Genomic DNA, 14,691 nt, shown 5'->3' with positions numbered 1-14,691 from the left:
ATTCAGCGTCTGGACAGTGATTGTGGCGCGTGTTGGCCGGCAGTAGTTTCAAGGAAACCTGCTGACGGAGAAGCCATCATGCCCGAGTACAAAGCCCCGCTGCGCGACATGCGTTTTCTGATCGACCACGTCTTCGACTTCCACGCCAACTACGCCGCCCTCGGCGCCGATGACGCCAGCCCGGACATGATCAGCGCGATCCTCGAAGAAGGCGCGAAGTTCTGTGAGAACGTTCTGGCACCGCTCAATCGCAGCGGTGACGAAGAGGGCTGCCATTTCGACAACGGGGTGGTGACAACGCCTACAGGCTTCAAGCAAGCCTTCGCACAATATGTCGAGGGCGGCTGGCATGGTCTGGCGGCAGATCCGGTTTATGGCGGTCAAGGCCTACCAAGCTCCCTGGGGCTGGTGATCAGCGAAATGGTCGGCTCCAGCAACACGTCCTGGGGCATGTACCCGGGCCTGACTCACGGCGCGATGTCGGCAATCCATGCCCACGGCACCACCGATCAGAAAGACACTTACCTGAGTAAACTCACCGCCGGCCAGTGGACCGGCACAATGTGCCTGACCGAAGCCCACTGCGGCACCGATCTGGGCATCATCAAAACCCGCGCCGTGCCTCAGGCAGACGGCAGTTACATGGTCACGGGCAGCAAGATTTTCATCTCTGCCGGTGAGCACGACATGAGCGAAAACATCATCCATCTGGTCTTGGCCAAACTGCCAGATGCGCCGGCGGGAACAAAGGGCATCTCGTTGTTCATCGTGCCAAAATTCCTCCCGGATGCGTCGGGCGAGGCGGGTGAGCGCAATGGCGTTTCCTGCGGCTCGATCGAACACAAGATGGGCATCAAGGCCTCGGCCACTTGCGTGCTGAACTTCGATAGCACCAAAGGCTTCTTGATCGGCGAACCGAACAAGGGTCTGAACTGCATGTTCACCATGATGAACCACGCGCGGCTCGGCACTGGAATGCAGGGCTTGTGTCTGGGCGAAGCGAGTTTCCAGGGCGCCATCAAATACGCCAACGACCGCCTGCAGATGCGTTCGCTGACCGGCGCCAAAGCCCCGGACAAACCGGCCGATCCAATCATCGTCCACCCGGACGTGCGGCGCATGCTGCTGACCATGAAAGCCTTCAACGAAGGCAACCGCGCGCTGACTTACTTCACCGCGCAACTGCTCGATGTCGCCCATCTAGGCAGCGATGCCGAGGCGCGTCAGGAAGCCGAAGACCTGCTGGCGTTCCTCACGCCGATCTGCAAAGCGTTCATGACCGACTCCGGGCTGGAAGTGACCAATCTCGGCATGCAGGTTTTTGGCGGTCACGGTTTCATTCGCGAGTGGGGCATGGAGCAGTTGGTGCGCGATTGCCGCATTGCGCCGATCTACGAAGGCACCAACGGCATTCAGGCGCTCGATCTGCTTGGGCGCAAGGTGCTCGGCAGTCAAGGCAAGCTGCTGCGCGGCTTTACCAAAATCGTCCACAAGTTCTGCGCGGCGAACGAGGGGCAACCGCAACTGGGGAGCTTTGTCACGCAGCTCAATGAGCTCAACCAGCAGTGGGGCGATCTGACCATGAAGGTCGCAATGGCGGCGATGAAGAACCCGGACGAGGTCGGCGCTGCGTCGGTGGACTATCTGATGTACAGCGGTTACATCATCCTCGGCTATCTGTGGCTGCGCATGGCGCTGGTGGCGCAAGCGCAACTGGATGCGGGCGAGGGGGAGGCGGATTATCTTCGGGGTAAATTGGCCACTTGCGAGTTTTACTTCAAACGGTTGCTGCCACGCACGGCGGCGCATCGTGCGGCGATTGAGGCGGGGAGTGATTGTTTGATGAAACTGCCGGCCGAAATGTTTGCGCTTTAAGGTAGATCAAAAGATCGCAGCCTTCGGCAGCTCCACGGGATTGCTTTTTACCTATGGAAGCTGGCGAAGGCCGCGATATTTTTCTGATGACTAAAAATAACAAATCAGTCACCGGTTGACCCTATGTGTCGCAAAAGTTGTTGATGTACACTCCGGCTCAACGAGAATACATTCCCACGAATCACCTGTTTAGATCTTGCGAGGTTTGCCATGGCTGACTACAAAGCGCCGCTGCGCGATATGCGCTTCGTCCTCAATGAAGTGTTCGAGGTCGCCAAACTCTGGGCGCAACTGCCGGCGCTGGCCGAGACCGTCGACGCCGAGACTGTTGAAGCGATTCTCGAAGAGGCCGGCAAGGTCACCAGCAAAAGCATCGCGCCGCTGAGCCGTGCCGCTGATGAAGAAGGTTGTCACTGGGCGGACGGTGCCGTCACCACGCCGGCCGGTTTCCCACAGGCTTATCAGACTTACGCCGAGGGCGGTTGGGTTGGCGTTGGTGGCGATCCGCAATACGGCGGCATGGGCATGCCCAAAGCCGTGTCGGCGCAGGTCGAAGAAATGGTCAACTCCGCGAGCCTGTCCTTCGGTCTGTACCCGATGCTGACTGCCGGCGCGTGCCTGTCGATCAACGCCCACGCCAGCGAAGAGCTGAAAGCCGCCTACCTGCCGAACATGTACGCCGGCGTCTGGGCCGGTTCGATGTGCCTGACCGAGCCGCACGCCGGCACCGACCTGGGCATCATCCGCACCAAAGCCGAACCTCAGGCCGACGGATCCTACAAGGTCAGCGGCACCAAGATCTTCATCACCGGTGGTGAACACGATCTCACCGAAAACATCATTCACCTGGTGCTGGCCAAACTGCCGGACGCACCAGCGGGCCCCAAAGGCATCTCGCTGTTCCTCGTGCCGAAGTTCATGGTCAACGCCGATGGCAGCCTGGGCGCGCGCAACCCGGCCAACTGCGGTTCGATCGAACACAAGATGGGCATCCAGGCGTCCGCGACGTGCGTGATGAACTTCGACGAAGCGGTGGGTTATCTGGTCGGTGAGCCGAACAAAGGCCTGGCGGCGATGTTCACCATGATGAACTACGAGCGTCTGGGCGTCGGCATCCAAGGCCTTGCCACTGGCGAGCGCTCCTACCAGAACGCCGTCGAATACGCTCGCGACCGCCTGCAAAGCCGCTCGCCGACGGGCGCGCAAAACAAAGACAAGGTCGCTGACCCGATCATCGTCCACCCGGACGTGCGTCGCATGCTGCTGACCATGAAAGCGTCGAACGAAGGTGGTCGCGCATTCTCCACTTACGTGGCGATGCAACTCGACACTGCCAAGTTCAGCGAAGACGCGACGACGCGCAAGCGTGCGGAAGACCTGGTGGCGTTGCTGACGCCGGTTGCCAAGGCGTTCCTCACCGATCTGGGTCTGGAAACCACCGTGCACGGCCAGCAGATTTTCGGCGGCCACGGTTACATCCGCGAGTGGGGCCAGGAGCAACTGGTACGTGACGTGCGCATCACCCAGATCTACGAAGGCACCAACGGCATTCAGGCGCTGGACCTGGTGGGTCGCAAGATTGTCGGCAGTGGCGGCGCGTTCTATCAACTGTTCGCTGACGAAATCCGCCACTTCACCGCGACTGCCAGTGCAGATCTCGGCGAATTCACCAAGCCGCTGAACGACGCCGTCACAACGCTCGACGAGCTGACTTCGTGGGTGCTGGATCGGGCGAAAAGCAATCCGCACGAAATCGGCGCGGCGTCGGTCGAATATCTGCAGGCGTTTGGTTACGTAGCCTACGCCTACATGTGGGCATTGATGGCCAAAGCCGCGTTGGGCAAAGAAGCGCAGGAAGATTTCTATGCCAGCAAACTCGGCACCGCGCGCTTCTACTTCGCCCGTCTGCTACCGCGCGTTCACTCGTTGAGCGCGTCGGTCAAGGCCGGTAGCGAGTCGCTGTACCTGTTGGATGCAGCGCAGTTCTGACCCCGATAGCGTCATGTAAGCAATCGCTTACATGACGTGCTGCTGTTCTCCCATATGCGTAGATTGGATCCACGGCTGATCTACATTTCATGGACGTCGCGCAGGAAGCGCAAAGCAACAACACGGACACGTAGGATTCTGCCAGGGTGGCGGAGTGAAATGGATGTCAGGGAAACAGTCTGCAAAGCCCCGCTTCGGCGGGGTTTTCTTTTGCCTGAAGAAAAGTTTTCAGGTCAGGGAATCCATTGCTGGCGGGCTTTTGCGCGCTTTTTCATCGCGGCCCATGACCTCTTCCAGCAATGTCTGCAGCAGTGCCAGCGAAGCTTGCTGACGTTGCACGTCGCGACACACCAGCCCGACTTTCAACGGCACCCGTGGCTCGCTCAGCGGCTTCCATAGCAGATCTTCATCGTCGTACTCTTTTTGCGAGTGCCCGGGCAGCACCGTCGCCAGTTTGGTGTGCGGCAGACTGTCGAGAATCCCCAGCATATTGTTCAACTCGGCCTGCACTTGCGGGCGACGGCCAAGGCTGGTCAATTGCGCTTGCCAGATCTGGCGGATCTGAAACTCCTCGCCCAGTAACAGCATTGGCAATTCGGCCGCCTGGCGAATCGAAACCTTCTTGAATTCACGCAACGGATGGTCCGCCGGGATGACCAGCGTCAGTTCATCTTCGTACAGCATCACGCCATGCAGCCCTGGCTGACGTGGCGGCAGATAGCTGATGCCGATGTCCAGCGAGCCGTTAAGCAAGCGCCGTTCGATCTCCAGCCCGGTCAATTCATAAATTTGCACCACCAGATGCGGTTGCGCCTTGCGCACTCGCTCAAGCATTTGCGGCACCAGACTGGTATGGACGGTTTGCAGCACGCCAATCGCCAAGGTGCGCAAAGCCTGGCCCTTGAAGTTGCCGAGCGCTTCGCGTGCGCGTTGCAGCCCGTCGAGCAATGGCAGCGCGTGGTTGTACAACGTATGCGCGGCGAGGGTCGGCAGCAGGCGTTTACTGCTGCGTTCGAACAGGGTGACGTCGAGATTTTGCTCGAGTTGGCGAATCTGCTGTGACAGCGCGGGTTGGGAGATCGACAGGCGTTCGGCAGCCCGTCCGACATGACCTTCCTCGTAGACCGCGACGAAATAACGCAGTTGTTTGAAATCCATAAGTAATGCTTATCGAAAATGCTGATAAATCGAAATGGCCCAAGGCCGTCAGTGCGCCTAGTCTAACCGCAATCACAAGGCTTACAGGGCCATAGCGCGCGATGAATAGCTTTTGCTGCGACAGTGTTTGCATAGGCAGTTCAAAAAACCTCGGACGAGGTTTTTTCCAATGAATCTGTTCAATCTGCGGCGCCCTGCGCCAAGCCTCGATGACCTTGTCTTCGATGCCGAGCATTCCGATGCGGATGACAGCCTGAATAGCGATCGCCTGATGCCGAGCGTTGAACGGCCGCAGCAGGTTTTCGTTCGGGGGCAGGGGTCGTGGCTGTGGGACAGCAACGATCGCGCCTACCTCGACTTCTCCCAGGCCGGCGGCGCCAACAGCCTTGGCCACAGTCCTTCAGCGTTAGTCAAAGCCATCGCCGGTCAGGCCCAGGCGTTGATCAACCCCGGGTTCAATCTGCACAACCGCGGCATGCTCAGCCTCGCCGAACGGCTGTGTGCCAGCACCTCCAGCGATCAGGCGTACCTGCTCAACAGCGGCAGCGAAGCCTGCGAGGCGGCGATCAAACTGGCACGCAAGTGGGGTCAACTGCATCGTGGCGGCGCCTCGCGAATCATCGTGGCGAGGCAGGGCTGTCACGGTCGTAGCCTGGCGACGATCTCGGCGTCAGACAGTTGCAACCTGCACAATCGCTTTGCACCGCTGCTGCCGGGTTTCGATCTGGTGCCCTTCAACGATCTTCCGGCGCTGCATGACGCCGTCGACGCGCAAACCGTGGCGATCCTGCTTGAGCCGATCCAGAGCGATGCCGGGGTTGTCCCTGCGGCCGATCGCTATCTCAAAGGTGTCGAACGCCTGTGCCGCGAACTGGGGATTCTGCTTATCCTCGACGAAGTACAAACCGGCATCGGCCGTTGCGGCACCTTGCTTGCCGAACAGTCCTACGGCGTGCGCGCCGACATTGTCGTGCTCGGCAAAGGCTTGGGCGGTGGCGTGCCATTGGCGGCGCTGCTGGCGCGTGGCAAAGCGTGCTGTTTCGACGCGGGCGAACTGGGCGGCACGCACCATGGCAATGCACTCATGACCGCGGCAGGGCTGGTGGTGCTCGACAGCGTTCAGGATCGCGCCTTCCTTCAGCAGGTCCGGGACAACGGTCAGCATCTTCGTGAAGGCCTCGCACGGCTGGCGCATCGTTATGATCACGGCGACCTGCGCGGTCAGGGGCTGTTCTGGGGTTTGACCCTGTCGGATGATTCAGCAGATGCCGTAGTCAAAGCAGCGCTGCATGAAGGCCTGATACTCAACGCCCCACAAGCCGATTGCCTGCGCTTCACCCCGGCACTTACGGTCAGCAAGGCCAACATCGACGAAATGCTCCTGCGCCTGGCCCGGGCCTTCTCCAGAGTGCGCACCGCACAACTGCAATGCCGCAAAGGGATTGCCGTCTGAGCTGAAGCTTCCTACCCGAATTCAAGAACCGTCTCGCGGTATAACGCACGCCCCACGCCTGATTCTTTTGGTGTGGGGCGTTTTTTTTGCGTGCGATAGTGGCGAACAAATGGCGGAAGCACTGAACCCTGACGAGCGGCACGGGTCATTAGCGTGTATGGCTCACGTGAGCCAACCCCCAATCAGGAGCTGACCCATGGATTTCATTCGTATCATCATCGCCATTCTGTTGCCGCCACTGGGTGTGTTTCTGCAGGTCGGATTTGGCGGGGCGTTCTGGTTGAACATTCTGCTGACGTTGTGCGGATACATTCCGGGGATCGTGCACGCGGTTTACATCATCGCCAAGCGCTGAGTTCCGCGGCGCCAGGTAGATCGCTATCGCGAGCGGCCCGCTCCCACATTGGTCTCGGTTGTTCACACATTGCGTGTACACCAGAACACCTGTGGGAGCTGGCTTGCCAGCGATTGGGGCGACACGGATCCGAGTGGTGGAGGTGAATTTCAGTCCGCCAATGCCATCACCCGCCGATAAAACGCCCACTCCCGCTCCAACGCATGCGCCTGATTCACCGCTCGACGAAAGCCGTGGCGTTCGTCGGCGTAGTAGTGCGCCTCGACCGGAATGCCATTCTGCTCGAGCGCCGTGACCATGTCGCGGGTTTGCTGCGGGACGACGACGGCGTCCAGTTCACCCTGAAAGAAAATCACCGGCACGCGGATGTTGCTCGCGTGCAGCAAGGGTGTGCGGGCAGCGTAGCGTTCGGCGTCCTGTTCGGGATCGCCGATCAGCCAGTCCAGATAATCGCCTTCGAACTTATGCGTCGCACGGGCAAGGGCGACTGGATCGCTGACCCCGTAGAGGCTGGCGCCGGCGCGGAACACTTGATGAAAGGCCAGGGCGCATAGGGTCGTGTAGCCGCCAGCGCTGCCGCCACGAATGAACGCGCGTTCACCGTCGATCAGGCCTTGTCTGGCGAGATAGTCGACCACGGCGCAGGCGTCCTCGACATCGACGTCACCCCAACTCAGATGCAACGCCTGCCGATATTCCCGGCCATACCCGCTGCTGCCGCGATAGTTGAGGTCGGCGACCGCGAAGCCGCGTTGCGTCCAGTACTGGATGCGCGGATCGAGCATCGGGTAGCACGCTGAGGTCGGGCCACCATGGATGAACACCACCAGCGGCGGCTTCGTTTCACCGCTCATCGCCGGATAAAAGAACCCGTGAGCCTCGCCCGAACCGCTTGGGTAGCGCAGGGTTTGCGGGCGGCTGATGCGTTCGGCGGCCAGCGGCGCAACGCCGCCGGCCAGCACTGTTACTTCATGGGATGCGCGATCAATGGCGATCACCGCCGAAGGGCTGATCGGCGAGGCAGCGATGCAATAGATGAATCGCTCATCCAGTGCCAGATGCCGGAATCGGCTGTAATCGCCGGTGAGGTCATCGCCATTCAATGCGAGGCGACCGAAACCGCTCTCACTCCAACTGGCCAGATAGCCGTCAGCCAGTGGCAGCCAGGTGCAGCCGCCCATTTGCCACGGCGCTGGCGCGTGATCCGCTTGCACGCTGGGCAATGGCTCGAATCCATCCACTGATTCGACATAAGGCTGCCAAAAGCCAGCGCGGTCGGTCAGACAGTAAAGCTGTCCTTTCGCGTCGAAACGCGGCTGTTGAATCGACTCTTCAGTGGCATCGCCCGCCACGCAGCGGGGTGCTGAAAAGCTTTGCCCGGAACGCTCGGCCACCATCAACCGGGTTGACGTCCATGGTTGATGCGGACGGCTCCACTCGATCCACGCCAGCCTTGCGCCATCCGGGCTGATAACCGGTGCGGCATAAAAGTCCGCGCCTTCGGCCAGCAGACGGCGCGTACCATCGGCCAGATCGATTGCGACCAGTCGATGCTGATCGCCATTTTCCTCGACTGCCAAAATCTGCCCGTCGGCAAAATTCACATCGCCATAGCGGCACTCGCCTGATGTCAGCGCCTCGGGCGAGCCATCCAGCGTTTGCCGGTAAAGCTGCTGATCCGCCTCATTAACGAAAACCACACCGTCAGGCGTCAGACAAAACGCTCCACCGCCATATTCGTACACCCGACTGCGTGCGCTGAAACCCGTGGGTGTCAGACATTTCGCCACGCCGTCGCGCCAGTGCCAGATTCGGCACGCGGCATCTTCCGGGCGATATTCGTTCCAGAACAAACCGTTGGCACCGAGTTGCAGTTCGGCAAAATCCATTCCGGCAGCGACAGCTTGGGCGGCGCTGAAAGGCTCAGCCTTTAGCGATGAGGCGTGAGTTTCGTTCATTGCGAAAGGCCAGTTGTTCGATGGTTTGGGTGGCGTGCTCGGCTTCTTCGCGGGCCGCAAGGATCACACCGTGATGTTCGGATTTGCTGCACACCGGGTCTGCATTGCTTGCATCACCGGTCAGCATGAATGCCTGGCAGCGGCAGCCGCCGAAATCCTTTTCCTTTTCGTCGCAGGAGCGGCACGGCTCTGGCATCCAGTCGTAACCGCGAAAGCGGTTGAAGCCGAACGAGTCGTACCAGATGTGCTGCATGCTGTGGTCGCGCACATTGGGAAATTGTACCGGCATCTGTCGGGCGCCATGACAAGGCAGGGCGGTGCCGTCCGGTGTGACTGTCAGAAAAATACTGCCCCAGCCGTTCATGCAGGCTTTCGGGCGTTCTTCATAGTAGTCCGGGGTAACGAAAATCAGCTTGCACGGATGCCCTTCGGCTTCCAGTTTGGCGCGGTATTCGTTGGTGATGCGCTCGGCACGGACCAGTTGCTCTTTGGTCGGCAACAGACCGACACGATTGAGCTGCGCCCAACCGTAGAACTGGCAAGTGGCGAGCTCGACGAAGTCGGCTTCCAGCGCAATGCACAGCTCGATGATGCGGTCGATCTTGTCGATGTTGTGCCGATGAGTGACGAAGTTCAGCACCATCGGATAGCCGTGGGCCTTCACTGCACGGGCCATCTCCAGCTTCTGCGCAAAGGCTTTTTTCGAGCCGGCGAGCAGGTTGTTCACTTGCTCGTCGCTGGCCTGGAAACTGATCTGGATGTGGTCGAGACCGGCCTTCTTGAAGTCGCTGATTTTCTGCTCGGTCAAGCCGATGCCGGAGGTGATCAGGTTGGTGTAAAAACCCAATTTCCGAGCTTCAGCTATCAGCTCGGCGAGGTCCTGGCGCACCAGCGGCTCTCCACCGGAAAAGCCCAACTGAGCCGCGCCCATCTCCCGTGCTTCGCGGAACACCTTGATCCACTGTTCGGTACTCAGCTCTTTTCCCTGTTCGGCAAAATCCAGTGGATTGGAGCAGTACGGGCATTGCAGCGGGCAGCGATACGTCAGCTCGGCGAGCAGCCACAGCGGCAGGCCGATTTCAGGTTTTGCGGGCAGATCAACCAAGGGTGATCCAGTGTTGCGCACGGGCAACCTCCATGAATTGCTCGATGTCGTCACCGAGCTCGGGCACGCCGGGGAACTGCTCGTCGAGTTTGGCGATGATCGCCGCGACATCCCGTTCACCGTCAATCAAACCACCGATCAGCGCGGCCGTCTCGTTGAGTTTGATCATGCCTTCGGGGTACAGCAGCACATGGCCTTTTTGCGCCGGTTCGTACTGGAAACGGTAGCCGGGACGCCAGGTCGGGGTCTTGCTGCGGTCGAAACTCATAAGGTGATTCCTTTATGCCAGACGCGTTGCTCAGTCACGCTGTGATACGGCGGGCGGTTCAGTTCGTAGGCCATGCTCATGGCATCGAGCATGCTCCAAAGAATGTCCAGTTTGAACTGGAGAATTTCCAGCATGCGCTCCTGGCCTTCGCGCGTCTTGTAGTGTTCCAGTGTGATCGCCAAACCGTGCTCGACATCGCGCCGTGCCTGGCCGAGGCGGGTGCGGAAGTACTCGTAGCCGGTCGGGTCGATCCATGGGTAATGCTGCGGCCAACTGTCCAGACGCGACTGATGGATCTGCGGCGCGAACAGTTCGGTCAGTGAGCTGCTGGCGGCTTCCTGCCAACTGGCGCGGCGGGCGAAGTTAACGTAGGCATCGACGGCGAAACGCACGCCAGGCAACACCAGTTCCTGCGAACGCAGTTGATCCGGGTCGAGGCCGACTGCCTGGCCGAGCCGCAGCCAGGCTTCGATACCGCCGTCTTCACCGGGAGCGCCGTCATGGTCGAGCAAGCGCTGTATCCACTCGCGGCGGATTTCGCGATCCGGGCAGTTGGCGAGGATCGCGGCGTCTTTCAGGGGGATGTTCACCTGATAGTAGAAGCGGTTGGCGACCCAGCCCTGAATCTGCTCACGGGTGGCGCGGCCTTCGTACATCGCCACATGGTACGGGTGGTAGATGTGGTAATACGCGCCCTTGGCGCGCAGGGCCGCTTCGAATTCTGTAGGGGACATTGGCGTGTCAGTCATGTCTGTTCTCCGGGAACAACCATTGGATTCTGTGGTGTCTGTCAGGACGCGATCGCTGGCAAGCCAGCTCCCACAGATTTTGCGTACGCCACAGAACCTTGTGGGAGCTGGCTTGCCAGCGATGAGGCCATCAGCTACAGCACAATACTCATGCCATCGAACGCCACTTCAACATCACGCCGCGCCAGTTCTGCGCGCTCCGGCGAATCCTCATCGAGAATCGGGTTGGTGTTGTTGATGTGGATAAGCACTTTGCGCTGTTCGGGCAATTGCTCCAGCACTTCGAGCATGCCGCCGGGGCCGTTCTGCGCCAAGTGGCCCATCTCGCGACCAGTGCGGGTGCCAACGCCACGGCGCTGCATTTCATCGTCATCCCACATCGTGCCATCCACCAGCAGGCAATCGCTGCCGGCCATGATTTCCAGCAGCGGCGCATCCACCTTGCCTAAGCCCGGGGCGTAAAACAGTTTGCCGCCGGTATTCAGGTCTTCGACGATCAAGCCGATGTTGTCGCCTGGGTGCGGGTCGAAGCGGTGCGGCGAATAGGGCGGCGCGGCGCTGCGCAATGGCAGCGGGGTGAAGCGCAGGTTCGGGCACGCGGCAACGGTGAAGCTCTGGTCGAGCTCAATGCGGTTCCAGTCCAACCCACCGTTCCAGTGGGTGAGCATCTTGAACAGCGGAAACCCTGTGCTGAGGTCTTCGTGAACCATGTCCGTGCACCAGACCTGATGCGGGCAGCCTTCGCGCAGGCTGAGCAGGCCAGTGGTGTGGTCGATCTGGCTGTCCATCAGGATGATGGCGCTGATGCCGGTATCGCGCAGAGCGCGGCCCGGTTGCATCGGGGCAAAGCTTTGCAACTGCGCGCGGATGTCCGGCGAGGCGTTGCACAGCACCCAGTTCACGCCGTCATCGGAAATCGCGATCGACGATTGGGTGCGGGCCTTGGCATTCAGGCTGCCGTCGCGAAAACCTGCGCAGTTGACGCAGTTGCAATTCCACTGCGGAAATCCGCCACCGGCGGCCGAACCCAGAATCTGGACGAACATGAACGCTCCATCATTTCAACGCTGAAAATAAAACGCCCCGGCGAACCGAGGCGTTGCACTGCAATTCTGTCGAGGCAGAACTCAGCGGCTGGCGAAGTACATGGTGACTTCGAAGCCGATACGCAGGTCGGTGTAAGCAGGTTTTGTCCAGGACATAGGGTTACTCCTCAGGTGGTGGATGGGATAGCGCTGTCCATAGGTATAGTCCACGGCAGCGCAGGGATGTTCCAAATAGTTAGGCGGCTATGTTACTCAAAATTTCAACGTGATTGCCCGTGAATATTCGATAAAGCTCGTTGCAGCCTCGGTAATGATCACTTTGTCGCTTGCCACGGCGCGCCGAGCGGCGAATCGCTGGCGAGGCACAGCCAGCCACCCTCGGCGCGGTTCAATCGTTGCGCGGCTGCCAGCAATGCTGGGCGTTCCAGCGAATCGATTGCGCTGACCAGTTGCGGCAGATAATCCGACGAGTGGCCGGCAAGTCTGGACTGCCACAGCAGTTCGGCGACATCTTTGGTCGATAGATTTTCGTCGCTGAATTGATCGGCGAGGTTCTGCCGTTGCTGGACGAGGTCAGTCGCATCGATGAGCGAAGCAAGCGCTTCAATAAACTGTTGAATATGGCGGAGCAACTCCACCGGTGCGAACGTCGGCGATTGCACGCCGAACAGCAGCCCGGTCTGTCCGTGCATCTGCCGCACGGCACTGAACACCGCGTAACCCAACTGCAACTCGACCCGCAGGCGTTGGTAGAACGGCGTTTGGCACAGCTGCGCGAGCAGGCGCCAAGCGGCTTCATCAGAGACGTCGCGACTGGCCGTTGGGCAGAACAGCAACAACGCGTGTTCGCTGGACGCGGTGTCGATGTGGCGCCACAGGTGTTGGCCATTGATCGCCGACGGAGCCGGTATTTGAGTGTCGGGTGTGCCGGGGATGCGGCTCAGAGCCAGGCCCATGGCTGATTGGGTTTGCGCACCGAGGCCCAAGGCCAGGCCATCCCAGCGGGAAGTTGTCCACAAGTGCTGGGCATTGTCGGATGTTTCTACAGAGGGCGGACATTGTTCAGGCAATGCCTTGAGCAATTGGCGGATCGGTAGCAACGGCATTTCCGGCTCACCTCGCGCGGAATCGGCATCAACTTGCGTCAGACATTTCAGCGCATGCTCCAGGACGATCGGCATTGGTTCTTGCAGACCGGTCAGTTTCAGCAGCCATTGATTGCCGGTCGTGCTGAATGACAATTCCACCCCGGCCTGACGTGCGTCGTCCTGAGTTTCCCGCAGGCTGCCCTGCAGTTGCGCTTGCAGGCCGGCGGTGGCTGCCGCTTCCATCTGCCAGCGCAGATAAATCGCGCCTTGATCACCGTTGTCCGGCAATGCCTGGCTGAACTGCATCGGCGAGCGCTCGCGACGGCCGCGTGAACGATCCTGCGCGAACGTGCGCAGACCTCGGTGAGCGCTGGTTTGTCCGCGGATCAGTCCGGCGTTGGCGACCGGTTCGTTGGCGCGCAAAAATGGATTGGCAGTCGGCAAACGCCAATGGGCGCTGAAGTTATCCACAGTGCCGATCTCACCAACGATATGTTTGAGGGCAGCAACGCCGGTTGCGCTCAGGCCTGTTTCCAATTGTTCGCTGTCGAGCCGCGCCCGTTGCAATGCGCCGCTGACTTGCTGCTGACGCGCAAGCATGGCTGCGTATTCTTCACGCAGCGACGTCCAGTCCTGCTGCGCGAAGAAGCTAAGCCAGTCCCGCACCTGTTCGCCAATGCTGCTCAGCGATTCGGAGGATGTATTGAACGCCAGATGCAGCAAGGCTTGGTCAGCAAACTGATAGAGCGGCGCCGCTTTCAAGCTGTCAGCCAAGCCCTGCTGCTGCAAATACGCAAGCAATCCTCCGGGCTTGGCGCTGTTCAACGAGTGGCAAAGAAACGCCAACGCTTGAGCGGATGAATCAGGCAAGGCGTCGAATGCAAACAGCAGATTGCACTGGCGTTCGGCGACCTGTTGATAACTTTTCACCTTTAACGGCGGCGGCGCGGCTTGCACAACGTTATCCCCAGCCGGCAACGCCGCCGCGAACGTTTCCGCCAACTCGCGTAGCTGTTCGAGGCTTTGCGGCCCAACCAGACTCAAGGTCATTTGCCCGGTGCGATAGAACTGCTGATGGAAGTCTGTCAGAGCCTTTTGAAACTCCGGCTGCTCGACCTGGAGAGTGGCCCGATTGCCAGCATGAAAGCCGCGCAATGGATGATCAGCCGGTAAACCTTCGTACAACGCAAACTGCTGCTGCGCCGTCGGATCTTGTGACCAGGCGACAAATTCCGCCTGTAACACTTCCCGTTCCCGCAATTGATCGTCCGGATTCATACGCGGCTGAGCGAGCATGTCTGACAGACGCTCAAGCCCGGCACTGAATGACTGCCTCGGCAACTCAAAGAAAAAATCGGTAGTGCGCTCGCGAGTGCTGGCATTCACCTGCCCGCCGTGACGCTGCACGTAGGCCATCAGCCCTTCGCTCGCGGGAAAACGCTCAGTGCCGAGAAACAGCAAATGCTCAAGAAAATGCGCCAGTCCCGGCCACGCCAGCGGCACGTCATGACTGCCCGCGGCCACCCGCAGTGCGGCAGCGCTGCGCTTCAGGCCAGGCACATGACGCAGGGTCACGCGCAAGCCGTTGGCCAGGGTTTCAGTGTGGGGGCGGGGGTGAGTCGGCGCAGGCATGGGCACTTCCAGAAC

The 14,691-nt window shown here is 60.1% G+C and carries 12 protein-coding genes; 4 read left to right on the top strand and 8 right to left on the bottom strand.

What is annotated here, in order from left to right; genetic code table 11:
- Positions 1-78 precede the first annotated feature (78 nt).
- Together JJD74_RS18790 and JJD74_RS18785 are read left to right on the top strand one after the other, a co-directional pair.
- Complete coding sequence (locus JJD74_RS18790; protein WP_200616539.1) at positions 79-1,875, top strand: acyl-CoA dehydrogenase C-terminal domain-containing protein; 1,797 nt, start codon at positions 79-81, stop codon at positions 1,873-1,875.
- A gap of 210 nt (positions 1,876-2,085) precedes the next feature.
- On the top strand, positions 2,086-3,864 hold the full coding sequence (locus tag JJD74_RS18785) for an acyl-CoA dehydrogenase C-terminal domain-containing protein (protein ID WP_200616538.1): 1,779 nt from the start codon (positions 2,086-2,088) through the stop codon (positions 3,862-3,864).
- Between the two features lie 228 nt (positions 3,865-4,092).
- Here JJD74_RS18785 and JJD74_RS18780 read toward each other — a convergent pair whose 3' ends face one another.
- A complete protein-coding gene (locus tag JJD74_RS18780; protein ID WP_200616537.1) occupies positions 4,093-5,022 on the bottom strand; it encodes a LysR family transcriptional regulator in 930 nt (309 codons plus the stop codon).
- Between the two features lie 169 nt (positions 5,023-5,191).
- On the opposite strand from JJD74_RS18780, the gene JJD74_RS18775 reads away from it, so the two are divergent.
- Together JJD74_RS18775 and JJD74_RS18770 are read left to right on the top strand one after the other, a co-directional pair.
- On the top strand, positions 5,192-6,475 hold the full coding sequence (locus JJD74_RS18775; RefSeq protein ID WP_200616536.1) for an aspartate aminotransferase family protein: 1,284 nt from the start codon (positions 5,192-5,194) through the stop codon (positions 6,473-6,475).
- Between the two features lie 196 nt (positions 6,476-6,671).
- Positions 6,672-6,830 carry a YqaE/Pmp3 family membrane protein gene (locus tag JJD74_RS18770; RefSeq protein ID WP_003228885.1) on the top strand — a complete coding sequence of 53 codons (159 nt, stop codon included), beginning with the start codon at positions 6,672-6,674 and terminating at the stop codon, positions 6,828-6,830.
- A 149-nt stretch (positions 6,831-6,979) separates the two neighbouring features.
- Here JJD74_RS18770 and JJD74_RS18765 read toward each other — a convergent pair whose 3' ends face one another.
- The 7 genes from JJD74_RS18765 to pqqF form a co-directional block, all read right to left on the bottom strand.
- Positions 6,980-8,788: a S9 family peptidase gene (locus JJD74_RS18765; RefSeq protein ID WP_200616535.1), complete on the bottom strand. Its 1,809-nt coding sequence runs from the start codon at positions 8,786-8,788 to the stop codon at positions 6,980-6,982.
- Positions 8,754-9,914: a pyrroloquinoline quinone biosynthesis protein PqqE gene (gene pqqE, locus JJD74_RS18760; RefSeq protein ID WP_042561407.1), complete on the bottom strand. Its 1,161-nt coding sequence runs from the start codon at positions 9,912-9,914 to the stop codon at positions 8,754-8,756. Before pqqE ends, JJD74_RS18765 begins: the two co-directional genes overlap by 35 nt.
- Positions 9,886-10,161, bottom strand: a complete 276-nt coding sequence (gene pqqD / locus JJD74_RS18755; RefSeq protein WP_042561406.1) for a pyrroloquinoline quinone biosynthesis peptide chaperone PqqD — start codon at positions 10,159-10,161, stop codon at positions 9,886-9,888. The genes pqqE and pqqD overlap by 29 nt, the downstream gene beginning before the upstream one ends.
- A complete protein-coding gene (gene pqqC / locus JJD74_RS18750) occupies positions 10,158-10,910 on the bottom strand; it encodes a pyrroloquinoline-quinone synthase PqqC (protein WP_042561405.1) in 753 nt (250 codons plus the stop codon). The genes pqqD and pqqC overlap by 4 nt, the downstream gene beginning before the upstream one ends.
- A 134-nt stretch (positions 10,911-11,044) precedes the next feature.
- Positions 11,045-11,956, bottom strand: coding sequence for a pyrroloquinoline quinone biosynthesis protein PqqB (gene pqqB, locus JJD74_RS18745; RefSeq protein ID WP_047303785.1), 912 nt, complete (start codon positions 11,954-11,956; stop codon positions 11,045-11,047).
- A gap of 81 nt (positions 11,957-12,037) precedes the next feature.
- Positions 12,038-12,112, bottom strand: coding sequence for a pyrroloquinoline quinone precursor peptide PqqA (gene pqqA / locus JJD74_RS18740; RefSeq protein ID WP_003422658.1), 75 nt, complete (start codon positions 12,110-12,112; stop codon positions 12,038-12,040).
- 158 nt (positions 12,113-12,270) lie between these two features.
- Positions 12,271-14,676, bottom strand: a complete 2,406-nt coding sequence (gene pqqF / locus JJD74_RS18735; protein WP_200616534.1) for a pyrroloquinoline quinone biosynthesis protein PqqF — start codon at positions 14,674-14,676, stop codon at positions 12,271-12,273.
- Positions 14,677-14,691: the final 15 nt, after the last annotated feature.

It is taken from the genome of Pseudomonas sp. MF6776 (genome assembly GCF_016613125.1).
Classification (GTDB): domain Bacteria; phylum Pseudomonadota; class Gammaproteobacteria; order Pseudomonadales; family Pseudomonadaceae; genus Aquipseudomonas; species Aquipseudomonas iridis.
The sequence above is the reverse complement of the archived record's forward strand: the minus strand, read 5'-3'. Positions and strand labels throughout refer to the sequence as shown.